Raw genomic sequence first — 24,821 nt, 5'->3', positions numbered from 1 at the left:
ACGCCGCAGCGGGCGCTGCGGCGTTGCCGACTATGCAGTTACAGCCAAAACCATCAATCAAATAACGATTCTTGCCGTTGCGCCAGTTCCGGGCATGCCTGATCCAACAACTGGTCCAGAGTCAGTCCGGAAGGCTCGGCCAGCTTCTTCCTGGAAATCGTTTTACCCTTGACGGCGCTGAGCTCAACGCCGGCATGCTCGGCCAGCAATTGCCGATCCGCCAGATTGCCCGTCACGATGTAGTAATACCGAGCGGCAAACGACCACCACTCCTGCTCAATAATCTCCGGCTCCAGCCGGTATACCAAGCCGCTTGGCGACGCGACAATCGCCGCCAAACGGTCCGCGCTGACCGCCACCAAAGCCGTGATCTTGCTGCCGTCGGACTCGCCCTCCACCTCCCCGGCAACGCCATCCTGCAAGGGCAAACCCGCGCTCCGCATTCTCGCCAGCAAGCGAGCCGGGTCCGCAACAAGCTCTTTTGTCTCCCAGGTGACATCCTGATTATTCAAATCCACTCGTGCATTCATTTACTGTCTTTCGCATTTTTCGTATTAATACTGCGCCTACAAGCTAAGCCTAATGATCACCGCTACTCGCGCTGCCGATACCAGACAGTGTGCTGCCATAACTTGATCTAGGGAAGCCCGGCCTCGCCGCTCAAGCACCGGCCGGAGCGTGAGGGGGTGGGCTGAGCACCGGCGTCGCATCGTCAAAACGCGCATACCAGCTCTCGGTTTCGGACTTGTCGAACCCATTCTGTTGAGGCAGGTGGTAATGCAGGGAGCCTGGCTCCGTGGTGCGAATTGGTTTCACTACATGATTCACTGCCACATAGGAAATGGGGGCGCCGTCTTCCGGTGCGCCAAGGTCAGGGTACTCTCCGGCTTGGATAATCAAGCCACCAGGGTAGGTGCTCAGAACGATATTCGGCCAGCTTGCTAGCTGAGCGCGGAGTGATGTTTCTCCTCCCAATTTCTGAACGAACTGACTCCCCAAAATGGTGAGCCAGTTGGCGCCTTTGATATGGTTTTGCAACTCGTGCGCACCGGCAGAAAACGACATGCTGTCCACATCCAACCCAATGAAGCGCTGCGCCAGTTCGTACTCATTGGGCAAGTAGCGGTCAAAGTCATAAGGTAGGACTGGCGATAGGCCGCCATAGCCATGAATGGGGGAGAGAGCATTACAAACAAACTGAACTAAATTCTGATAAATAGAGGTGCCGTTTTTCTCAAACAATAAGGTATGCGGCAGAGTGAACTTCAAATAGGATTTATGCCCCCACGTTTCGTGTAGTTCCCGTCGTGTCAGACACTGCATCGCATAGGCGGGCGCCCACTCCGGAGTGGGCTCTGAACTTATCGTCCACTCTAGCGCATCGTGCGGATCGGTATTGGCAAGAGCGGTACTTCTATTGGCGGCATAGCCATCCTTGGCCATCTTGGTGTACTTGCCAGAGCCAATCTGTTTCCCTCTTAGATGAGAGCCGAACTTGTCGTAGAAAGCATCAAAGCACGCCACTATTTTTTCACGTACCGCAATTGAACTGCCGCCTTCAAAGAAAAAAGTGGCAATCAGACCTGGGCGCACCACAATGGCATCATCCGCGCCCAGGGTCCAAACCAGCTCATCTTGGTATTGCTGTAGTCGCTGTAATTGTCGTGGAGTTTCTACTTGCTCCATTGCTCCATCCCTAACCCATCTGCATGCCTGCGGATGCTTAAGCGTTCCTCTTCAATGGCTCATCTGCTGCCGGAGACCGGTTCTCGATACCAGATCGTGCTGCCATACGTTGAGTGCGAGAAATCAGGCATAAGCTCACCTTGGGTGAAATATTGCCGAGAGTTCTCCATGGCGGGCGTCCACCAATGTCCGCTCTCAGGACAAGGCTTGCCGGCCTCGCACCTAGCTCCATGCTCCGATTGTGCTGGTAGCGGCTCCCCCTTCGGCAATGGGGTCGCGTCGAAACGCGCATACCAGCTCACGGTTTCGGACTTGTCGAACCCATTTTGTTGAGGCAGGTGGTAATGCAGGGAGCCTGGCTCGGTGGTACGTATCGATCTCACCAAGTGACTGACCACCACATAGGGCTCCGGAGGGCGGGCATTAGGCGCGCCCAAGTCAGGGTATGGGCCCGCCTGAATCATCAGTCCGCTTGTATATCGGCGTATGGAAATATCGTGCCAGGGCGCTAACTTAGCGCGGATAGCCTCTTCACCATCAAGCTGCTGTACAAACTCATTTCCCAGAATCGTGTACCAGTCTGCGCCCTTGATATGACTCTTCAGCTCGAAGCCTCCGGCACTGAAGGAGCGGGTATCGATATTCAAGCCGATAAACCGCTGCGCAAGCTCATACTCATTGGGCAAGTACCGATGATAGTCATATGGCAGGATGGGAGACAGGCCACCATAACCATGAACCGGTTGTAAGGCGTCACAGATGAAGGCTAGCAGCTGTTGGTACTGACCAAGGCTTGCTTCATCGAACACAGTGGCCGCGGGCAGCACGATTTTGAAAAATGACTTGTCGCCCCAGCCTTCGTGAATGCTTTGCTGCGTCAAGCAGGAAACCGAGTATTCCGGAGCCAAGTCCGGCACGGCTTCGCTACTGACAAACCACTCAATCCGCTCATGCGGATCAGTGATGGCCAAGATCTTGTCTTTGGACTTCTGATAATCGGATGCGCCCATTTTCCTGGTTTTGGCATCCATGTATTTCTGCCCTTTTAGCTTCGCGCCAAAGAGGGAGTAGAAGCTGTCGAAGCACTCGATGAGCTTTGCCCTGACCTCGACCGTGCTGCCCTTCTCAAAGAAAAAAGTGGCAATCAAGCCAGGACGGATGACGATGCCCTCATCGGGCTCCAAGCTCCAAGTCAGCTCGTCTTGGTATGTTTCAAGCCGTTGCAATTGCTGCGGTATTTCTACCTGTTCCATTTCTCAATTCCTAACTCATGCCATCAGAGGTGTGTCGTTACTTGAAACCGTGGCGCCTCCCAGTATGGCGACGCAGGCAATAAAGGCCGCGACCAACTCGGCAGGCAAAGCCATTACCATCAAAGCAACGGCCGCCACCACCAATACGATGCCCACCACAACCTTGCCGACATTAAGCAGAATCTGCCCCCACTGAATCTGGCTAATCTCATTCCAGGCAATGTCGCAATAACGCTCAATTTTGGCCCACGCGGCTTTCAACTGCTCCTCGGTCCAGCGGACCAGCGCTTTCCCCTGCGCATTGACCCAAGTCCAAGTTTTTTCGGACTTATCCCGGACCCAGCGGCCTGACTCTAACAGCCAAGCAGCCTCTTTTTCCAGCCAGGCTTGAGTATCTTCAGCCAAGCCCTGCATGCCTTTCTTCGTATCCGACCATACTTCGGCAACTCCTCGCTGCAACTGCGTGCCCCAATCCTGGAGGTAACCTGGAGTCTTTACCGGAACCGGGCTGTAGATCGGCGCGGGTACTCGTTGGGTTTGCGATTTGGGCTTGGTTTTTGGCTGCGGACTGAAGACTGGTACTTTTTTAGGCTCGGGAACCCTCTTCTTCCTTTTGTCGATAACATCCAAGACGGTAAACCGGTCATCTCCACCGGCAATGCGCTTATAGGCATCCTCCTGGCCTCGGCCAAGTTCATCGCCTGGGAATTTCACTTCCACCACCCGCGCCAAATTATCCCCATGTGGCACGCCGTCATGGTCGGTCGCCGCTCGCCCCGGCCAGCGGGTTCCCTTGTCCTTCACGATCACCAGGTCCGGTCGACGTAAATAGCCTTTCGATAAACCCTTGGGAAAGGGGTTGATGGTGTGCTGCCGGTTTGGGCCTTCCGCCTTGCGGCTTGAACTCAGGAAGGGCGTTGGGGGGTTGCGCGTCAGGTCAAAGCTGACTTCGGCTTTGTAGAACCACTTGAAGTCGTGGCTGTTTTCATCGATGCGAATCAGGGTCGACATGGTGATTTGCCGCATATTGAGCTGGTAGGTGCGGCCGGTCTTTTTACTGGTCACCCCTACCGACTTGGGCGACAGAATCGCCACGTCAGCCTTCTCGGTCAGGTAGGGCTTATTGCCCGGGTGAGGCAGCATTGCATACTCCGGGCGCTCTTCCACAATGGTCATTGTGCCGCCGGCGGGTTGATAGTTGGCCATCACGCATCCTCTCCATTGTCGTCTTTTAATTGCAGCCCGCGTTCAGCCTGACCGGTGCCATAGCCATACAGGGTGTACTCCTGCTCGACAGGAGGCTTGGGCGCCTCAAGCTTGACCGGCTGGGAACTCGGCGTGAAGGCCGTGCTGGTTCTGCCCTCCCAGTCGGTGTATCCCGGAAGCACACGGCCATTCGGCAGCTTGAGCCGGTAAGCCTTGTCCACTAACGGTTCGCCCGTCTTTTCATCCTGCAGGATATAGCTGCGCTGGTAGCCTTTTGGCATGGACGGCATGGGCATGGAGACGCTGGCCGGCCCGCTCAAAACATGACTGCTGCCCTTGATGCTGACCGTGCCCGGGCAGTGCACTTCGATATCCCCGCCTTTGAGGCGGATATAGCCGCCGCCGCTGGTCAGCAGAATCTCGTCCTTGGCCGCAATGGTGATGCGTTCCTTGCAGGAGGTGATGGTGACGTCCTTGTCCGCCGTCAGCTCAATGCTGTCGCTTTGCGCCTGCAACTGAATCTTGCCCTTGGCGGCTATCCACTTCATCGCCACCTGATCCGCCACGCCGGCCACGAACAGGCTGATGTGCTTGCCGACGTTATGAATCCAGCGCCGGCCGCTGCTCTGATTGGCGTCGCGCTGCGCCACCAGGTTGAGATGGGTTTCCGCGGCCAGGGTCTGGCTTTGCCCGGACAGGCTGGCAATGCCGGCCGGCGCGGACAGCACCAGCAAGGCTTGCTGGCCGGCCTGTTCTTTGGCGGTTTTGCTGTCTGGATCGGTATTGCTGCCGGCCTCCCAGGCCTCCAGCGCCTGCAACTGGTGCAGCACATGGCCGTGTTCCCGTTTGCCGCTGCTGGCGTTGTCGTCGCCAATGCCGTCCGGCCCGGTTTCCATGGTGTCGGCCTGCTGCGTGGCGGCGGTTTCGGCCAGCGCCTGACTCAAGGCCACCGCCGCTTGTAGCTGGCTGTTGGCCTGCTCCCGCGCCAACTGCTTGCCGGCGCCGCCGCCTTGCGCCTCCGTGGACAGCAGCAGGCCGTGGGCGGCGCGGATGGCGCCGTGCTGGTCCGTCCGCAACTCAAAACCTTCGCCGCGCGGCTGGGCCTGGCCATTGCTGCGCGGGTGGGTGAGGAAGCCTTGGTTGAGCTGGGTCTTGCCCGCCTCGCTGGACAGCTTGGCGCGTACTTCGCCGGGGGTGTCGTCGAACAGCAGCTCGTTATAGCCGCCGCCCTGGTGCTCTTTGGATTTGATGCCGGACAGCGTCTTATTGGCCGGCAGGCTGCCGGCGCCGCTGAAGTCCGGCGCGGGATGGCTGCCGTTGTAGACCACGGCCTTGACCACCGGGCGATCAATATCGCCTTCGATAAAGTCCACCAGCACTTCCTGACCGATGCGCGGCAGGAACTGATGGCCCCAGCCGGCGCCGGCGGACGGCATCGCCACCCGCACCCAGCAGGAGGATTTGTCGTCCATGCCCGCGCCGATGCCGGGATGCTCTTCCGGACGCTGCCAATGGAACTGAATCTTGATGCGGCCATGCTCGTCGGTATGCACTTCTCCGGGGCTCTCCGCCCCGGCATCGCCGCTGACCGGCCCCACCACGGTAGCGGTTTGCACGCCCAGGCTGGTGGGCTTGGCGTGAGCGGTTCCGGCATAAGCCGGCGTCAGCGGAATGCCGCGGCGCTGGGCCTGGATGGCGGCGCTGAACGGCGCGGCGTCCGCCTCCGTGCCCAAGTGCTGCGCCAGATCCCGCGGCAGATTGTTGCGCACCTGAAAGCGCTGGCCGGTGACAACAAACTGGCGTTTCTCCTCCGCGTCGTCCTCATGCGCGGGGTGGTCGTCCAGACGGAACCACTCACCCGGCAACAGACCGCGCACCGCGCCGCTGCCGCTGAAGGTCTTGGCCTGCAAATCGTTGGCCTGTTGCCGCAGCACGGCATAGCGGCCCAGCTGCTCCTCATCCCCGGCGTAATACAGGCCCGGCGCATCGTAATGGCCCAGGCTGCTTTGCAAGGCCTGACCAAACTGGCCCTGCTCCACCCGGCTGGCTTCCCGGCCTTGCTGGGTGAGCACCGGCTTGTAATCGTAACTAGCCAGCGCGCTGGCGCCGGGCACAATCTGGCGCGCAGCTTCCCAGCCCGTCAGCCCGTCCTCTTCCTCGGTGGCGTCGCTGCGGTGGAAGCGCACCCGCTGCAGCGGGGAGGCCGGCAAGGCGTGGGCATCGTCAAAGATGGCAAGCTCCACCCGCGGCCCGTCCTCCTCCAGGTGGCGGAAACGCCAGGCGTAACCCTCTTCATGCAACAGGCGGACGATGAAATCGTAATCACTCTCGCGGTACTGCAGCGCATAGCTGCGCGGCGCGGCCGGCTTGAGCTGCAAGGCCAGCATTTGCACGCGGGCGAAGATGGGGTTGGCTTGCTGATGTTCGCTGAGGATTTGTTTGACGATGTCCGGAACGGGCAGGTCTTGAAACACCCGGGAGGTCCTGCGGTGGCGCAGCAAGGCGAACGGCGCTTCCACGGTCAGCTGATAGCGGGCAAAGCCACCATCAGCCCCCGCTAGCCTGGCCTGGCTGACCACGCCGCAACGGATCGCCTCGCCCCCCTCCGCGCCCTGGATGCCAATGCGGGCCGGCTGGCCCAGCAAGGTCTTCAGCGGGATATTGCCATCTGGCGACAAGCAGGTCAGCGTATAGCGATAAGGCAGGGAAACCCCCTCCTCGCCCTCCAGGCTGAGCGGCAGCAGCTGTTCCGCGGCAAACTGCCCCTCCCCAAGCTGCAAGGTCAACATCCGGTTGTCTTGGCCAAAGGCGGAAGCAAAGCTGGCCAACAGTGCATTCAGGTCCATCGGCATTCCAAACGAAAACACCGCCAAGCGGCGGTATGACATTGAAAATAAGCCTGAAATTTTATGAAGTTAGGAAGACAGTCACAAGCCAGCGTGGTCCGGGAATGTGTTCTCTTGGACTAAAGGACAGGTGTAGGTGTTGGGGGAGTGCGAGGCGGCTTGGCGGGCTGGGGGTGGGACGTGGCGGGGTGGCACGCATTGGCCGTGGGATGGCCTGCGCGGTGATGTAGATGTGGAAACGCCGCAGCGGGGCTGCGGCGTTGTCTTAACATGCAGAGAAAAAACTTAGTCCGTCTCTACCACTGCCCACACCCGCTTCAACGGCAACTGGGCTTTTAAGTCATCATCCAGCTTGTCGTATACCGCGAACAAAGCATCTAGCAAATCATCCTGAGACCAGAGCCTCATCCGGAAGAAACTGCTAGCCAGTTCCTTCTGCACGTTTTGTTTGAATCCATTCCAAGCAACAAACAAGCCTTGCGCGGCATTGAACTTAGACATGGCGCCCAATAACTTATCCACGGTGGGCCTATCCACCGGATCCGCCCCGGACTTCACCTCCACACATATCGTCTGCCCACCAAAACCCATCGCCCCCGTCGCGGCCAGGATATCCACCCCTCCATCCGCCCCCTCCGGGCTCTGCCACACGGTATAACCCTGAGCCTTAAGAATTTCCGTCACCAGCCGTGTCAGCTCATGCCCTTTAAAACGAGACTCGATCAAGGCAATAATGCCTTGCTTGGCAACGGTTTCAAGATTGGAGGCCGCGTCCTCCTCCCCATCCTCACCCAAGGAGGGCTGCACACAAGCGGCTTGCTGCAAAACCGACTTGATATCCTCGGCCTTCCAACCCTGAGCATGCATCGCCTGCAAACGTGCTAAAGCGTGGTTGCGCCGAATACGGCAAATCGTCATGAAAGCGCCAAAACTATGCCGCAAGTCTTGGCCAAAATGAGAACGCGGAATGTCCTGCCCAAACCACTCGACACGTCGCCAGTGACGATACACCCCAGGCTGTTGCGGGGTGAATTGATAAGCACTGCAAATCCGCCCCACATACACCACGGGCTGCCGCTTGGAAGGCAAGATCACCCAGTCGCCCTCCTGCATAACATGCACAAACGGCCAAATTTGGCTACTGTGATTCTGCAGACGCTTTAGCTTGGCTTCTGGGGCCGTTTTCTCCAGTTTGGCTAGCAACGCTTCCTTGGAAGGAAGCTCCGCCAAATTGCAATCCAGCTCCTCCCAAGTCAAATAAGCCCTGCCATCCTCCAAAAATTTTTGCTCGTACTCACCGGAAGAACCGGCACGAATCAGCCACAGCTCCATGACATGCCACCTTGGATTATTTTTAATATCTGCCGCCATCATAATCCGGATGCTGCGGGAGAGCGAACCCTGGCCAACATCGATTTACAGTATCAAAGGCCAATTCAACTCCCATCACATGCTCCACATCCATTACGTAAGTGTTTGAGCATGAAAAAAGCCAAGCTAAGCTGCTTGGCTTTTTCGTTCTTGGTTCATGTCTGGTCGCAGCTACATCCAACTACGTGAACCCTTAAGGCAATAACGGCAACCCCAACTCCTTGAGGAAGGCATTGTGCTTGCTCTTGGCACTGGCAATCTCTTTCTCGATATCAACAAGTGTCTGATTCACCTCGTCTAGTTCGATTTCTTTTTCAGCGACTGCCGTGCTGATGTAGCGGGAGATATTCAGGTTGAAATCGTTTTTCTCGATCTCTGCCATCTCTACTCGGCGTGAGTAACGCGCTTCCTCCTCGCGGAACTGGTAGGTCTTGATGATCTTAGCAATGTGCTCAGGCTTGAGTTGGTTCTGGCGCTTACCTTTTTCGAAGTGCTCAGCGGCATTGATGAACAGCACGTCGTCGGGCTTCTTGCACTTTTTCAGCACCAGGATGCACACGGGAATGCCTGTGGAATAGAAGAGATTGGCAGGCAGGCCGATGACGGTGTCGATGTGACCATCCTTGAGCAGTTTGGTGCGAATGCGTTCTTCCGCTCCACCACGGAATAGCACGCCGTGCGGCAGGATGATGGCCATCACGCCTTCGTCTTTGAGGTAGTGGAAGCCATGCAGCAGGAAGGCGAAGTCAGCAGCGGACTTGGGCGCTAGGCCATGGCTCTTGAAGCGCACGTCGTCGGCCAGCGCGTCGGTCGGTTCCCAGCGGTAGCTGAAGGGTGGATTGGCGACGATGGCGTCAAAGCTAGGCCTCTTGGCCGGGTTCTGCTCGCGCATCATATCCCACTCGTTGAGCAGGGTGTCACCATGGAAGATCTCGAACTCCGTGTCCTTCACCCCGTGCAGCAGCATGTTCATGCGTGCCAGGTTGTAGGTGGTAATGTTCTTTTCCTGGCCGAAGATCTTGCCGATAGTGCCGCCTGCCTTGGCCACCTTCTTGCGCACGTTGAGCAATAGCGAGCCGGAGCCGCAGGCAAAGTCCATCACGCTTTCCAGCCGCTTCTTGGTACCGGTTTTCGGTTCCTGGCTGTCCAGTGTGACAATGGCGGACAAAATGTCGGAAATCTGCTGCGGGGTGTAGAACTCGCCCGCTTTCTTGCCAGACCCAGCGGCAAACTGGCCAATCAGGTATTCATAGGCATCGCCCAATGCGTCGATATCGGTGGAAAACTCCGCCAGCCCTTCGGCGATCTTCTGGATGATGGTGCAGAGTTTGACATTGCGGTCGGGGTAGCTTTTGCCGAGCTTGGGGGAGGTTAGATCGATCTCGGAGAACAGCCCTTGGAAGGTGCTCTCGAAGGATTCAGTCTCGATGTATTTGAAACCCAATTGCAGCGTACTCAACAGAAACGAGTCCTGCATGCGGGCCTGGTTGGCGATGCTGCTCCACAGATGTTCGGGCTTGATGACGTAATGCACCTTGCGGCGCATCTGCTTCTCGAAGTCGGGAACATCCCCCTCATTAGCCGCATACCAGAGTGCCAGCGGTACCTCGCGCGCATCCTCGTCCACTTCCGGATAGTCCCTTCCCAATTCCTTCTTCGCCGCCGTCTCGTAGTTGTCGGAGAGGTAGCGCAGGAAGAGGAAGGACAGCATGTAGTCGCGGAAGTCGTCCGCATCCATCGCCCCGCGTAGTTGGTCGGCGATGCTCCAAAGGGTGTTGCCCAGTGCTTTTTGGTTTTGTTCGGTCATTGTGTGTTTTGGTCGTGTTCGTTGGATGGGCGCGGAGGATGGCGGCGTGCCGGTTCCTGGATAGCCTTGATGTCTATGTGGAGGCGGGCCTGTTCGCTCATGGCTTTGCCCGCCTTTTCAAGGTGTTCTCCAGCGCCTTTAGATCGGCTTCGTCCTGCTGGTCGGCAGCAATCGCTTCCTGCCGTTTGCGGTTCTGGTCAAACTGGAGGTATAGCTCGCCGGTGCGCGCTTCCATCTGCTCATGGCTGATGGAGCCCGCGTGGGTGAGCAGCGGAAAGCCGTTAGAGGTGATGATCTGATCCACGTTCTGCTTCCAGAAGGCCATGCGCGTCTCTTGCTTGCTCTTGGCCCGCAGCTCGGCGGTTTCCAGGAAGATGACCACCAGCCGGTTCAGGGTGTCGATCTCGTCCTCGGTCAGGTAGTTCTTGGCGACCACAATGTCTGCCTTGCGTACCTTGTTGCCCTTCCAGGCGAGCAGGCCGAAGTTCGGATTGGCCGCATTGGCGCGGGCGGTGATCAGTTCGGCGGCGGTCTTCTGTGTCACGGCATAGATCAACAGGTTCTGCACGGTGGCAAAGAAAACCTGCGTGGCCTTGTCCGTCTTGTCGTAGTCGCTGCAGAGCGCAAACAGGTCGCGCACCTTTTGGTAAAAGCGCTTCTCGGAGGCCCGTATATCGCGGATGCACGCCAGCATCTCGTCGAAGTAGTCCGGGCGGCCATCCGGATTCTTCAACCGCTCATCGTCCATCACAAAGCCCTTGACCAGGTACTCCTTCAGGACGGTGGAAGCCCAGCGGCGGAACTGCACCCCACGCGGTGAACGCACGCGGTAGCCGACGGCGAGAATGGCATCGAGGTTGTAGAGCGTGACGGGCCGCTGCACCTTGCGGCTGCCCTCGATTTGAACTGTCAAGGATTCCTTGACAGTTGCCGCTGCGTCCAACTCCCTGTCTTCGAAGATGTTTTTTAAGTGCAGGGAGATGTTCTGCTTGCTGGCGTCAAACAGCTCCGCCATCTCCAGCTGTGTCAGCCAGACGGTTTGCTCCTGCGCCCGCAGCTTGATCTGACTGCGGCCATCCTCGGTGGTGTAGAGAATAAGTTCGCTCATGCTGCAGGCTCCGGGGCAGCTTCAGCAGGCGCTGCCGCCAAGATTTCCGGTAGATCAAACTGAAACTCCTTGGTGAAGTCTCTAAAAATTCGCCGAAAGAGGTCTTTGTTGTCCTCGCCCATTTCAGTCGGCTCATGGATGGCGTATTTGCCGTGACTGAGGAGATTGAGTGCACGGTTGTAGAGCGCCAAATCTTCGGTGTTCAGCGCCTTGAGGCAAAAAGAAATATCCGCATGTCCAAAAAACGATGCGGTCTTTTCCATGATGCTGCGCAGGGCGTTGAAATGGAAGGTATAGAGCTTGCCGGTATCGGGAGCCGCCGCCAATTGCAGTTCGGCAAGTGATGCAACGTGATGGAAGAACGGCGTATCCTCAGTCGCTCGCAAGGTATATTTGCCGTCGCCATTTGGACGGTGCAGGAAGTAACGCTTGTGGCTTACTCTCGGCTCCCCCTCTTTCGTCCGGCCAAGCTCGTTGCACATCACGTTGAAGAACAACGCGTGATGGGACGAGAACACCACCTTGATGGGCGCGGATGCGCCGTTCTCATTTTTTCGGCTGGCGGCTCGGCTCAGGAGCTTGGCAAGGTCGCAGGCCACCGCGATGGCGTTGTTGTCGTCCAGCGAGGAGATGGGGTCATCAATGTAAAGATATTTCACCCATTGATAGGATTCGTGACCATCGAGCATCCGCTCGCAAATGGCCATAAACAGGCACCAAATGAAAATGTTCTGCTCGCCACGGGAAATCTTGATGTTCGTCTCGGTGATTCTCTCAGGCTCTGCACCCCGCCTTTGCCGAAAAACTTCTTTAGAAAAACTGATCTTCCAGTTGGTGTAATCAATGTCGAAATCGAAGTCCGCGTAGCGGTCAAGGTAGCCCGCAATCGTTTCGTCCAGCGCCAGGTCTCTCAGGCCATTGAAGAAGGTAGAGCGGTCATTGAGCTGCAGTTTCCGGACAGCATCACCATCGAGATCGTTATCCCATGTGAACAAGTCTTCGGTATAGGCATTGAAGTAAAGCGTGTCAGCTGTGCCCTGCGGATTCTTCTTGCTCTTGCGCTTCCCGGCATCTTTGAACTCCATCGATAGCCGCGTCTTGCCGGTACGGTTGTAGGCATAGAGCAGGATGAGATCAATTCCGGTGAGGTCATCGCGCAGTTTCTTCGTGAGCCTCTGCAGGTTGGCATAGCTGTTGATCGTGGGTTTTCCACTCATGCCTCAGCCTCCCCCGAGGATGGGAATAGCTGCTGCATCAGGCCCTTTTTGTGGGTCTTGAGGGCTTCGAGCTTTTGGTCCTCGGCTGTGATCAAGGCATCGAGTCTGGTCAAGCACGCGGCGATACGTTGTTGTTCGGCGGGGGAAGGAAACGGGATTGGGAGCCCCATAAAGTCCGCAGTCGTGATACTCATACGATCGTGACGCGCGCCGCTATTTGAAACTTCCTTAAGATATGAATGCCAAATAGATGTTTTAAAAAGATGCTCAAAAAATTCCGTGGCTTGAGTTTCAAATCGAAATACGGAATACAGCGGAGACATTACACCGACACCGAGGTTGTTGCGTGAAATTGGCCCGACCGGTGCAAGATTTGAAATGCGAGGGTTATATACAAAGTCCCCGAAATCCACGATGTAATAAGCTCCCAGATTGCTCTTCGTGACGATTTCCCTATCGAAATAACTTTCTTGGTCAACTATTCCATATTCGGCTGAGTTTGTTAGCACCCGTGATTGGCTCAATAGCACATTCTTGACGGTTACTCGCTTTGCAAGCTTGTTCAACGGCTTCAACTCCCACTTCTCCGCGTTTTGGAATTCGGGGAAGCGGAGGCGGGGTTGGGTTTCGCCTTCACGGGGGAAAAGCTGGTGCATCAGCCCTTTTTTATGGGTCTTGAGCGCATCCACTTTCCGCGCTTGCGCGGCGATCAGCTCGTCCACCGAACTCAGGCAGTCGGCGATTTTTTGTTGTTCTACGGGCGATGGTGCAGGCAAAGGCATTGCCATGAAATCGTCGCTTGATATGGCCATCCTATCGTGGCGTGCGCCCGTGCTGGACACTTGCCGCATATAGGTGTGCCAACCAGTCGTCTTGAAGTAGTGCTCATAAAAGTCGTTGCTATCGTCTTTAAACTTAAAGACGGTGTATAGCGGCGACATGACACCTGTGCCAATTTTGTTCTTTGATATGGGGCCTACGGGCGCTGTTGACGATATGCGCGGGTTGTAGACATAGCTATCAAGCTCAACAACAAAATAGCCCTCAAGCTTTCCTTGCGTAGCGATGTCCTTATCAAAATAATCTCGCTGATCAACCACACCAAACTCAGCAGAGTTTGTTAGCACACGATCAATCTTTTCGTCTCTATTTTTCTGTTTCGTACGAATCGCCAAACAATTTAGAGGGGTGGATTTCCACTCCTCCGCCTCCCGAAACTCCGGAAACCGCAGCTTCGGCACCAGCGCAGGCTTTGCCTCCTCCATCACAGAGGTGGTTTTGTTGTTACTGCTCATACGCACTGAGTCCTGAAATATCGCGGCCAGCGGCGCGTTGGGTGAGTAGGGGGTGGAGGTCTTCCATCAGGGCCAGTTCTGCCTGAGTGCGGGCTTTCCAGCCCAGCTCCAGCGGGGCCATCAGGTCGCCCAGCTGTTCGCCATCGAAAATCATGCGGTCGAGGATGTTATCCACAAAGCTTTGCAGGGCGGCGGTGGCCAGGCCGTGTTTGGCCGCGATGGTGGCGAGTTGCTGAGCGTTCTTCTCGGTCTTGAAGCGGGTATAGCCATCTTCGATGGCGGCCACGGAGAGGCCCTCGCCGGCCTGGAGCGTGGCGATGTATTCGGCGATGTCGTCGCGCTCGTTGATGAACTTGGCATCGGCGCTGATGACGCCGATGAGTTCCTCGCGGCTCATCTTGGCCTTGCCCGGCTCCTTGGCCGAGTAGTTGGCGATCAGGCCCATGATGTAGTCGTAGTCGATGATAGCGGAAGCGAAGAGGACGAACTCGAAGTCGAGTTGGTCCACCGGGTCTTCGGTGGAGTCGTCCTTACCGACGGTCTTGCTCTGCTGATCTCTGAGCCGCTTGGCGGTCTCCAAGTACTGGCCCTTGAAGCCGCGCAGGTTGTCATTGGGCAGCACCTGCTCGATGGCGGCTTTGTTGTCTTCGCTGAGATCGGTGTACTGGTCAAGCTGGGTTTTCAGCCGCTGCACTTCCTTGAAGTGCGTAACGAAGGCCGCGCGGGCCGCGTCGCCCTTCAGGTTTGCCACCTCGGAAGGGATGCAGGCCAAGCCCTGGGACTTCATAAAATCGTCCAGCTTTTGCACAGCGGTTTCCAGCTTCTGGATAACGATGGGGGCTTTGTCCACCAGCCAGATTTCCCGCGCCTGATCGGCGGTCTTCTCTCCGCTAAAAAGTGCAATGGCGGCATCGACAGACGCCTGCTGCTGACGGAAGTCGAGGATGTTGCCGTAGGGCTTGGTGCCGTTGAGCACGCGGTTGGTACGAGAGAAGGCCTGGATCAATCCATGGTGCTTGAGGTTCTTGTCCACGTAGAGCGTGTTCAGGAACTTGGAGTCAAAACCGGTGAGCAGCATGTCCACCACGATGGTGATGTCGATCTTTTGCGTGGCCGGATAGTCGCTGTTTGGCCACTGCTGGTCCTTGATACGCTTTTGCACATCCTGATAGTAGAGGTCGAACTCGCTCAAGCGGTGGTTGGTGCCATAGCGGGCGTTGTAGTCAGCGACGATGGATTCAAGCGCCTGCTTTTTCTTCTCCGGCTCTACCTTGTTGTCTTCTTGTTCCTGCTGCAGGTCACTGGAAAGCTGCTGGATGTCCTTCTTCGCCTCTTCGTTCTCCGCGAGCTCAGCGGGTGGGGAGAAGACGCAGGCTATATTCAGCGGCTTGAAGTCAGGATCAGCGGCCTGTTTGTCCGTCTGCATGCTCTTGAACAGCGCGTGGTATTCGATGGCGTCGTTGATGGACGCGGTGGCGAGGACGGCGTTGAAACGGCGTCCTCCGGTAGCCGCATCGTGCTTGGCAAAGATGGCCTCGATGATGGCCTTCTTGGCAATGGCCTCGCCGGGCTTGGGCGGCTTTTTGCCTTCAGGCTTGAAGTAATCTATGTGGAAGCGCAGGACATTGCCGTCCTCGATGGCGTGGGTGATGGTGTAGGCGTGGAGCTGCTTATGGAAAAGCTCTTCGGTGGTCTGATACGAGGCCACCTCACCGTCGATTTTTATGCGAGTGGCGTTACCTTTTTCTCCGCCAAAGATGGGTGTGCCGGTGAAGCCGAACAGCTGCGCCTTCGGGAAAAATGCTTTGATGGCCTGGTGGTTGTCACCAAACTGCGAACGGTGACATTCATCAAAAATGAAGACAATGCGTTTATCTTGCAGCGCTTCGAGCTGCTCCTTGTAGGTGGCCTGGCCGTTCTTGCTGCGCTGCTTGTTGCGCTTGCTGTTTTCGTCCAGCGCCAGGCCCAGCTTCTGGATGGTGGTGACGATGACCTTGTCGGCGTAGTCCTCTGACAGCAAGCGACGTACCAGGGCGGCGGTGTTGGTGTTTTCTTCAACGCAACCTTCCTGGAACCGGTTGAATTCCTCCCGCGTCTGGCGGTCGAGGTCTTTGCGGTCCACGACGAACACACACTTGTAAATGTGCTCGTTTTCCTTCAGCAGCGTGGAGGCCTTGAAGGAGGTGAGCGTCTTGCCACTACCCGTGGTATGCCAGATGAAGCCATTGCCATTGTCTTCGTCGATACATTTGATAATGTGCTGCACGGCATAGACCTGATAGGGTCGCATGACCATCAGCTTCTGCTCGCCCGCGAGCAGCACCATGTAGCGGCTGATGGTGCGGCCAAGGTCGCACTTTTTCAGGAAGTGCTCGGCAAACTCGTCGAGTTGGGTGATCTTGCGGTTGTCCTCGCTTGCAAACTCATAGATGGGCAAAAAGCGCTCGTCGGCATTGAAAGCGAAGTGGCGGGCGTTGTTATTGGCGAAGTAGTAGGTGCGGTCGCGGTTGCTAACGATGAAGAGCTGCATGAAGCAGAGCAGCGTCTTGGTGTAGCCGTTACCGGGGTCGTTCTTGTACTCGACGATCTGCTCCATGGCCCGGCGCGGATTGACGCCTAGAGTTTTCAGCTCGATCTGTACACAAGGCACGCCGTTGATGAGCAGGATCACATCATAGCGGTGGTGGCTGTTGTCGGTGTTGATGCGCAGTTGGTGGACGACCTCGAAGTGGTTTTTACACCAGTCCTTGATGTTCACCAGCGTGTAGTTCAGCGGCGTGCCGTCGTCGCGGGTGAAAGCATTGATACCGCGTAGGGTCTTGGCTGCGGTGAAGACATCCGGGGTGACTATCTCGTCATGTAGTCGTTTAAACTCGGCGTCCGTGAGGCGGACGCGGTTCAGCGCTTCGAATTTTTCACGGAAATTGTTCTCAAGCGCGGCGCGATCATTTATGTCTGAACGCACGGTGTACTTGAGCTCACTGAGCTTGGCGATGAAATCGTGCTCGATCTGATGTTCATGCGTGTTCATTGTGTCTGTTTCTGTGCCCAATATTCGTGAATTCTATAGATTCAGCCCCGATCTGACACCACTAGCGGCTACCAATGACTGACTGGCATTAAACCCCACCCCAAGACTTAAGACCACCCCCCACCCGTGAGGTGGCTGATAGTGACAACACTTACGATTCAGCAGCGACCCGGAACATGCCAGCCGGAAGGTCAGGAAGCTCTTCGTTCAGAATCATCTAGGGTGTTGTTGACAAGCTATAGCCCGCTTTCTCAAACCACTTCAGCCGCTCGTACAGGTATGACTGAACGGCAGCAATGGCATCAGCAGACGGCTTGGTCCAAGAGGGCGCCTCAAGCTAACATAGAAAAATGGCCTCCAAACTTGGAGGCCATCCTTCTTGCAGTCTAGGCCGTGTGTGAAATCCCAAAAATCTAGAAACCAGTAAAAATCTAGCTATTCGTGGGATCCTACATCCTTTGTAGGATCCCATCTTCCTCTAGATGAGCCCCACGACAGATCAACGGGGTTCTAGACGAAAGTGGGACGGAGGCGGTACGGGCGTCCCATCTTCCTGGAAGATCCTCTCCCAGGCCTTTCGCCGCCGCTGCACCGTGTCCCGCCACTTGATCGGATCCCCCACCTGATATCTCTCGATAAATCGGGTAAGCGTATCGGTGCGAGTATATACCAGTTGGCGGCAAGCTTCGATGCTGGTGCCGCGCAGCGGGTAGATGGCTAAGTGCTTGAGCATGTTCATCACTTTCCTGGGCGAGCGGCCGGTCAGGTCTGCGATCTCGGTACCGAAGATGTACTGCCGCAGGAAGCGGTCGACATCTGCTTTGCGCACTCTGGAGCCTTGGTGCTTCTGGTTGCCCAGCTTGTGCGAGCGGATGTAATCGTTCTGCGTCAGCCAGTACGCCACCTGCTGCTTCACCCCCAGCACTTCGGCCAACTCCGGAATGGTGACCCAGTTGGCCCGATCCGTGGGAAGGCTGGCTCGCCACAGCTGCAAGGCCTTGCGCTTGAACACCCAGCGCGTGATCCCGGTCTTGCCGATGAGGGTGGCGCAGACGGCCAGCTTGCCTGCCTGGATCTCCTCAACCAACGACACGACTTCGTCGGCATTCCACTGCCAATAGTGCAGCACGTCGGCCAGCGAAGTTTCGTCTTCATCGAGAGAATAGACCCGCGGCAGCGCCTCGCCGAACTCGGCCAACTGATAGACCTCCGAGCTGGAAATGCACCATGGCAGCAAAGGCTGGCCGTTGACTCGGCGGGCGGAGGGGAACAGCAGCTTCAGGATCCGTCGCATCCGCACCTTGCCCAGACCCAGCACCTCCATGGCCTTGGTCATGGTGATTTCCCCCGCAAGTTGTTCCTCCACCTGGATCAGCCGGTCTTTGCGCACCATCAGGAAGCGGCGGCCTTTGCTGCTGATGGTTTCTTGCCCTTCCAGTTGCCCGGAACGGATCAGGTAGCGCAGCCGCGCCATGGAGATACCGAGTCGGTCGGCCGCCGCCTTGCCAGGAATCCACTGGATGTTCTCCAGGACCTCGATGGTGAACCGGCGATTCCGTCTGGCCACGCCGCCTTTCCAGCGCTGCGTCACCCATTGCTCGAAAGCTTCGCGAACCGGGTGGTAAACGCCATCGCGCAGTCCTCCGTCGTAAAGGTAACGATAAGCCTCCTGAAACACGGTGTTCAGGCTGATCTGCGAATCTCCGCTGGACGTTTGCAGGGCGTCGAGGGCTGCGTGGAATTTGTCGGGCCAGAAAACCAGCATCTCCGCCGCCAATGAGGTGATGGGCCAGGAGACTTCCAGTAAGCCCGCATTCATGATTTTGAGTGGTTTGAGCGTGGCGACGGGATTCAGATAAGTACCCAGGTAGCGGATTAGGCGCTGTACCTGCTCCAGGGTGAGCCCTTGGAAGGGATAGCCATGCGTTTGTGGAACCGCTTGCTGCAACAGCATCTGCTCCAGCGTTTCCGCCAGCAGGATGGCGGCCGCAGGCGCTTCTTCCGGGACCTCCCGACGCAGATCGGCGCCGCAGTTGCAGCGGAGCAGGCTGTCCCGGTGCCAGGTAAGCGACTCGCCGCAACTGGAGCAATGGTCCACCAGCCAGGTGCCGTGCTTGGGGCAGGTGTCGAAATACAGCAGCTCCCAGCCGATCCGCCACCTAGCCTCCTCCGCCAGGCAGTACGGGCAGTGCCGGGCGAAGCGTCGGTTCCAGATGCTGGGCTGATATCGCGCCAACTCAGCCACGTGGCGAACATAGTTGAGCAGCTCTGGATAAAGCGGGTCAGGGGGCAGCAGCTGTTGCTGTCGCAAGGCCTCCGGGGAGAAGGCGATGCCGAGCTGTTCCAGGTCCCGCAGACTCATGAAGTTAGCCTCGGCCAACCGGAACAGGTAGCCGATAGGCCCCTCGGTTCGGGTTGGCTGAGGCCGGATTAGCAAGCTGGGGGCATCTTGCCTGGGGATGGTGCTGTCATGCATGGATCACACCTCCTTTGCTCTGATGCAGGCCCAGCTTGATGGCTACCGGCGAGCCGACTGGGTCCTTACGGGTATGTGGGTAGAACATCTCGCCGGGGCGAGTGAGGGGGCGTAGCAAGGACTCGGGATGGAAGGGATTCAGCGTGTCGGGCACGTCTTTCCAGATCCGCTCGCGAAAGCTGGCGGCCAGCACATCCAGCGATAGCGTGTTGAGGCCGGCCAGGTTGGCGGCGCAAACCGCGCCCTCCAGCAGCTTGAGGGTGTAGTCGAGCAGCCCGAAGCTGGCGGTGTGGATGCGCCGCGCCAGGTTGGCCTCATGCAAGGGAATCTCGCAGCCCAGCGGCAGGCAGAGGGCGATGCCCTTGAGCAGTCCCCGGTATTCCAAGAAATCCGCCTCATCGTCGAGCTGGAACGGATCCATGGGGATGCACTGCGAGAAGCGGCGCGACAACTGCTCGTTACTGCGGATCACCAGCTCGGCTGCCGACAGCCCGCACGCCACCATGCCTACGCCGGTACTTTCCAGCAGGTTCTTCAGCCAATCGGTGACATCCCGAAATGCCGTCGCGCTGGGGGTATAGAACAGATGCTGGAACTCATCGATCAGCAGCAACTCCACACCGCATTGCGAGAAGAAGTCGACCAGCCGGGTGGTTTTCTCGGGAGCAGTGCCGCGGTGCGACTTCCGGTCCCCCATGGCCTCCAGGATGGCGCCGGCGAGACTGCGTACCGTCGGCGACGACGGCACTCGCACAATCAGGACCGGAATCCGAGTGCGCTGCGTCTCAAAACTGCGTGGTGACTGGGCCTCATACGCCCGAAGCACGGTGCTTTTGCCGGCGCCGGAGGGGCCGATCAACAGCACGCCGCCGCCCACGCCATGCGCGCGGCGACGGTGATGCAGTTCGGCGATCTGGAACAGCGCGTGGCGAAAGCGTTGGTGGTAGATGGGTTCCAACTGCAGCTTGTAGCCCAGCACCTTGTCGGACGCGTAGCCGGCGTTCGGGGCGAACTGCCGCATCAAGTCGAGAGGATCCATCACGCGCCTCCCTTCTTGGCTGACACCGACAGCTCTGGCAGATCATCCTGCAATCCGTCAGGCAATGACTCCGGCAAAGGAGCTTTGCGGGTTTTGACGGGTTTTCTGGCGGCGACCAGCGGATCCTGCTTTTCCAGCACCGCTTCGCTGTTGAGGTTGAACTGGCGCGCGCCGGACTTTCGATAGCCCATCTTCTTGTGCTGCAGCGCCGCCTGCGCTAGTTCCTGGATCTCGCGTTTCGCCTCCAGCAATTCAGGGGTGTTGCATAGCTCGCCGAAGCGTTTGCGGGCATGGGTGCGGATGGTGCGGTGCATTTCCCGAGGTAGACCCTCGGCGTATTCCATGTCCCGCGCCGGAACGCGCAGATACGTCTTACTGTCCGGATCCAGCACATGAATGTGGCCGACATCATCCTCGTAGGTTTTGATCTCCACAGGGATGTTTTTGCCGAAGCGCCGGCGGATCAGTTGCACGTGGTGGTCGTTGTAATGCAGGCCCTCGAACTCAATGCCGTAGTGGAACAACGTCCGGCTTGCCGGAATGCCGGCGATCAACTCCAACTGTTGCGGGTCGGTGGGCAGCGCAATCGGGGCCCGATTGGCGGACTCTTGCCAACGATCCAATGGCCGGCCTTTGATGCCGCTGTGAGGCGTGACGTTGTAGACATCGACAATCCAGCGCACCAGTAAATGCGTCAGCGTGGCCATGTCCAGGCAGGCCTGTTTTTCTGCCGGGTAGTCGCCGCGCTCCTGCGGATTAGAAAACGTGGTGCCTGGCAGGGTGTGGATAAGGTCCACGCTCATCGTCCGGATAAACCGTTCAATCGCGCCTTTTTGCCATGACACCTTGGATCCGCAAAACAGCATCACGATGCTCATCTCCAGGCAGGCCTGTTCAAAGCCGGTGCTGTGCAGGTCCGGGCCATTGTCGACGGCGACCAACTGCGGGATGCCGTAGGCCGGCCACGGGTGCTTGATATCGGTCCACTGACTAAGCAGCTCCTCCTTGGGCAGGATGGCCCGCCGCAGGCACTGCAGCAGCGAGTTGGCGGAAGGCGCGCCGATGCTGATATAGAAACCGACGATCATCCGGGAGTATTGGTCGATCGCCACGGTAATCCACGGCCTGCCCAATGCTAGCCCTGTCACGAGGTCGATGATGATGATATCCAGCGGGGTATGGTCGATCTCGATCCGTTCCAGGATGGCCTGGGTCTTCACACGGCCGATCGCGACGCGGTATTTCATGCGCACGGCCTCGGCGCCCTCGCGGGCTAGATCGACCAAGTCCTGCTGCAAATCCTCCAGCCAGCGATATACCGTGGTACGGCCGGGGCATTTCATCTGCTCCTGCGCATACAGCGATTGATTGATGGCCTCGGTACGTGCCTTCATCCGCTGGTAGACCGCCAGCTTCGGCAGCTTGTTGTCGGTGAGATAGACCTCGGCGATGACCTGTTCGAACAGCTGATAGCCCGGTTTGGTCTGGTGGTTGGATTCTGGCCGACCCCAGGGAATCAGTTTCAGAATCGAGCGGGTAGTCCGGTAACGCCGCCACCACTCCGATACGGTCGACGCGCAAGGCGGGTACTTGTCATCGATCTCGCCGGCTAGTTGACTGATGCACGCCTCCCAAGCCGACCTGTTGTAAGGTGTGTGGTCGGGGTCGATGCCCTGCAGATAATGCAGGCGGCGCCTGGCAATGGCCTGAAGTTTGAGTGGATAGGTCGACAGGTCGCGCGGCGTGACGAGATAGATCGCCTCACCGAGGTTGGCCAATGACTCCTCGTCGATGATCCACTCCTGGGACTGCCAGCGTTGCAGAATGTCTGAGTTGGTCAGCGTCAAAACCTCGCCTTCATCTGAGAGCAGTTGCAGCTTGCCGCTGGCCAGCCGGCGGTCCAGCTGCCAGCGAGTCTGTCCCTGAAGGAAGCCCAGGCCGCGTTTAAAAGTAAATCGTTGCATGGTGCTCTCCTACAGGTAGTTGAACGAGGGAGGCCGGCGCGAGGGGCTGAGTCAGGTCGACGTAGAGTCGAGCTTGCGCGATCAGGGTGTCGGTGACGTCTGAACCGAACCGCTCCAGGCATTGCGCCAAGGGGATGGATTCGGTCTGAGAGAAGGCCACAGCCAGCTGGCTGCGGGTTGGTAGGGGGCTCGCGGGATGGTTGTAGTGGTACAGCAGCTGTTTCAGATTACTGAACTGCGGCTCCTGCAGGATTTCCTTATCGGTCAAAAGCCGATAATCCAGACCTTGTGCTAACAGCTGTTCGGCAATCTGGTGGTATTTCGCTTTGACCTGGGGGCGGGCCAGTTCGGATGCTGGCTTGAGCTCGACGAACAGTACGTGCTCGTCGTACAGACGTACCCTCAGATCTGGGACGTGGACGCGCATGGCGGTCCCGTCCCAATACGGCAACTTCTCAGGTTGCGCTTTAAAAGCAACGACACCTGGTGATAGCTCCAGCAATAGCAGGGCATCGCGTTCCTGCAGCGATTCCCATGGCACCATCCGTTTCATTTTCTTGGAGGGGAAATAACCTCGGATGTGCCGCCCCCTACGGGTAACGACTCGTCGCACTCCTTGCATCGTCTTCTCCCGGCTGCGCCGGCAAGACCTCTCCCTGCGCAGCCACGCATCTGTTGGAAAGTTGGCCAAAAAAGGAACGTGAAAATCCGCCGTTCAGTTCGAAACTGAACGTTTTTGGCCGAATACAGGGGGGAATGGCTTGACCGCTAAGATGCGCGAGACGATACTTTGATTGCTGAAGTCAAAAGACTCGTCTTTTGCATCAAAGGGGTAGCCGTCAGGTTACCCTTTTACATTTCTGACCCTCCTTCATGATGAGGTTCCGGTGCCCAGCAGGGCATTTGTCTAATGGCGGCTCTTTCTCAGCATGCTTCGTGCGGGCTCGGGGCTGTCGAACGCACGTCCCAGAGCCAAGCTGCAACATCGCACGTCAGCGCATATCTCCCCCTTCTTCCTGGCAAAGTGAAGATACGGACCTCTAGTTTTCCTTGACGTATTGCCCTGTCAAAACCTGCCCAGGTCTTGAAGCCCAAGGCTTGCCATAGCACTGCATCGCCCATCAAGGGCCCATAGGCATCCAGCAAGTTGCGCTGCAATTCGTCTAGGGAGGCAGAGGTAGTCATGGTCAGGTGGAATCAGATTGGACTAAGTATAAAGGAGTGATACCAAACTCTGTGGTAACGTGAAAGCGGCCATGAAAAGGGGAGTTTCATGATACCAAGTGATGCAAAGCGGACAGGGCGCCCCCGCCAGTCGCCGGTAGATAGGTTGCGCGCCAAACTGTGGTACTACGCGGTTAAGTCGAGAACCTCGCTTAGTGACTACCAGCTTGACCTATTATTTCTGGAGAAACTGGGGCGTCGGCCGAAAGACCCCCAGATGCGTAGTAGGATTTTCGAAACGATACGCTTGCATGGCACGCTTCCTTCTAATGGCAACCACCCCAAACGAGATTTCGATCTGATTCAACTGGTAGAGGAAGAGGCAACTTTTTCTGGTACGGCGGAGCTTTTCTACTCGCCTTATTGGCAGCTATTGACGCGAAACGACTTAGAAATTGTCGTTTATCACGATATTGCGCAGGCTGCAATGAGTCGATTGGGGTTTACACGAGCGGATTATTACGGAGAAAAAGCATTCCGAAGTGTTTTCCATCAGAGCTATGAGAAGTCGATGCCGATTTTTCCAATGCCCAGCGATTACATCCGCAAAGCGTATGGGCAAATGCTGCAGGATATAATGAAAAGTAGCCCGCCGACATTGGATCACCTGGTCCTGCTAGGGGCTCTGTTTCGTGAGGCCTACTTGGCTTGTGCTTTAGAGGTCGCCATTCAGATCAAGGAATGCTATTCCGATATAATCGTCGAATATATGTGCCAGGACTGGCTTTATCCGATTGCGCATACATTACAGGAGATAGGTGAGGGGTATTTGGTTTTTTCACATACTTATGATTATATTTATGGGCTGGAGTTGAAGCCACCCTATGATGACTGCCCTTTTGCTGTTGTTGAACGTCCGATATTCTACGTTAACAGTGTGGTTGAGATGAATCGTCTGGGGAAGCATTTAGAAGAGTTAGAGCGGGAACAGTTATTGAAGGCCGGGTCTGATTAAACTCATAGGGGTGCAAACGCTATGTTCAAAGCACTTGCATTGCAATTAATTCAAGGATGTTTGCAGTCATATGGGAATGGCTAAGAAATAGGCTTGATTCAGCATTGCTTGCACAAGGCCTCCTCTATGCCTTTTCATTAATATTATTAGCTGTGGCATATCCTATTGTTTGTGATAAAACAGTTCACTAACTTGCGTAGGGAGCTAAGTTCTGATTGGTAGTGGCTGGGAGCATTTAAAGCATACAGGGAGTAAGCCTGCGATGTCTGGTCTGTCCCGAGCTCGGTGGACGGTTGGTTAAGCTCTGAGCAGCGCCTGGCGCTGCTCAAATTCTATCGGGCTC

General features: G+C 57.0%; 16 protein-coding genes. 1 reads left to right on the top strand and 15 read right to left on the bottom strand.

Going from position 1 to position 24,821, the window contains the following annotated elements; translation table 11 throughout:
• Window positions 1–53: 53 nt before the first annotated feature.
• The 15 genes from NK214_RS12860 to NK214_RS12790 form a co-directional block, all read right to left on the bottom strand.
• On the bottom strand, window positions 54–530 hold the full coding sequence (locus NK214_RS12860; protein ID WP_146176754.1) for a hypothetical protein: 477 nt from the start codon (window positions 528–530) through the stop codon (window positions 54–56).
• A 130-nt stretch (window positions 531–660) separates the two neighbouring features.
• Window positions 661–1,686, bottom strand: coding sequence for a type VI immunity family protein (locus NK214_RS12855; protein ID WP_253314684.1), 1,026 nt, complete (start codon window positions 1,684–1,686; stop codon window positions 661–663).
• A 59-nt stretch (window positions 1,687–1,745) separates the two neighbouring features.
• Entirely contained in the window at window positions 1,746–2,939 is a 1,194-nt protein-coding gene (locus NK214_RS12850) for a type VI immunity family protein (protein WP_253314683.1), read from the bottom strand.
• Window positions 2,940–2,954: 15 nt separating this feature from the next.
• Window positions 2,955–4,145: a VRR-NUC domain-containing protein gene (locus NK214_RS12845; RefSeq protein WP_253314682.1), complete on the bottom strand. Its 1,191-nt coding sequence runs from the start codon at window positions 4,143–4,145 to the stop codon at window positions 2,955–2,957.
• Window positions 4,145–6,991, bottom strand: coding sequence for a type VI secretion system Vgr family protein (locus tag NK214_RS12840; RefSeq protein ID WP_253314681.1), 2,847 nt, complete (start codon window positions 6,989–6,991; stop codon window positions 4,145–4,147). Before NK214_RS12840 ends, NK214_RS12845 begins: the two co-directional genes overlap by 1 nt.
• 285 nt (window positions 6,992–7,276) lie before the next feature.
• Window positions 7,277–8,323, bottom strand: coding sequence for a restriction endonuclease (locus NK214_RS12835; RefSeq protein ID WP_253314680.1), 1,047 nt, complete (start codon window positions 8,321–8,323; stop codon window positions 7,277–7,279).
• Window positions 8,324–8,555: 232 nt separating this feature from the next.
• The gene (locus tag NK214_RS12830) at window positions 8,556–10,169 is read right to left on the bottom strand and encodes a type I restriction-modification system subunit M (RefSeq protein ID WP_253314679.1); all 1,614 of its coding nucleotides are present in this window, start codon (window positions 10,167–10,169) and stop codon (window positions 8,556–8,558) included.
• 97 nt (window positions 10,170–10,266) lie between these two features.
• Window positions 10,267–11,277: a virulence RhuM family protein gene (locus NK214_RS12825; RefSeq protein ID WP_253314678.1), complete on the bottom strand. Its 1,011-nt coding sequence runs from the start codon at window positions 11,275–11,277 to the stop codon at window positions 10,267–10,269.
• Window positions 11,274–12,494: an anticodon nuclease gene (locus NK214_RS12820; protein WP_253314677.1), complete on the bottom strand. Its 1,221-nt coding sequence runs from the start codon at window positions 12,492–12,494 to the stop codon at window positions 11,274–11,276. Before NK214_RS12820 ends, NK214_RS12825 begins: the two co-directional genes overlap by 4 nt.
• Window positions 12,491–13,789: a restriction endonuclease subunit S gene (locus tag NK214_RS12815; RefSeq protein WP_253314676.1), complete on the bottom strand. Its 1,299-nt coding sequence runs from the start codon at window positions 13,787–13,789 to the stop codon at window positions 12,491–12,493. The genes NK214_RS12820 and NK214_RS12815 overlap by 4 nt, the downstream gene beginning before the upstream one ends.
• On the bottom strand, window positions 13,779–16,820 hold the full coding sequence (locus NK214_RS12810) for a type I restriction endonuclease subunit R (protein WP_253314675.1): 3,042 nt from the start codon (window positions 16,818–16,820) through the stop codon (window positions 13,779–13,781). The genes NK214_RS12815 and NK214_RS12810 overlap by 11 nt, the downstream gene beginning before the upstream one ends.
• Window positions 16,821–17,319: 499 nt before the next feature.
• Window positions 17,320–19,296 (bottom strand): helix-turn-helix domain-containing protein, encoded by a 1,977-nt coding sequence (locus tag NK214_RS12805; protein ID WP_253314674.1) that lies wholly within the window; start codon window positions 19,294–19,296, stop codon window positions 17,320–17,322.
• Complete coding sequence (locus NK214_RS12800) at window positions 19,289–20,335, bottom strand: TniB family NTP-binding protein (protein ID WP_235085333.1); 1,047 nt, start codon at window positions 20,333–20,335, stop codon at window positions 19,289–19,291. The genes NK214_RS12805 and NK214_RS12800 overlap by 8 nt, the downstream gene beginning before the upstream one ends.
• A complete protein-coding gene (locus tag NK214_RS12795; protein WP_235085336.1) occupies window positions 20,335–22,299 on the bottom strand; it encodes a hypothetical protein in 1,965 nt (654 codons plus the stop codon). The genes NK214_RS12800 and NK214_RS12795 overlap by 1 nt, the downstream gene beginning before the upstream one ends.
• On the bottom strand, window positions 22,280–22,843 hold the full coding sequence (locus tag NK214_RS12790; protein WP_227106142.1) for a TnsA endonuclease N-terminal domain-containing protein: 564 nt from the start codon (window positions 22,841–22,843) through the stop codon (window positions 22,280–22,282). Before NK214_RS12790 ends, NK214_RS12795 begins: the two co-directional genes overlap by 20 nt.
• A gap of 729 nt (window positions 22,844–23,572) precedes the next feature.
• Here NK214_RS12790 and NK214_RS12785 point away from each other — a divergent pair.
• Window positions 23,573–24,478: a hypothetical protein gene (locus NK214_RS12785; protein WP_227106140.1), complete on the top strand. Its 906-nt coding sequence runs from the start codon at window positions 23,573–23,575 to the stop codon at window positions 24,476–24,478.
• Window positions 24,479–24,821 lie beyond the last annotated feature (343 nt).

Source organism: Chromobacterium sp. S0633 (genome assembly GCF_024158805.1).
GTDB lineage: Bacteria > Pseudomonadota > Gammaproteobacteria > Burkholderiales > Chromobacteriaceae > Chromobacterium.
The sequence above is the reverse complement of the archived record's forward strand: the minus strand, read 5'-3'. Positions and strand labels throughout refer to the sequence as shown.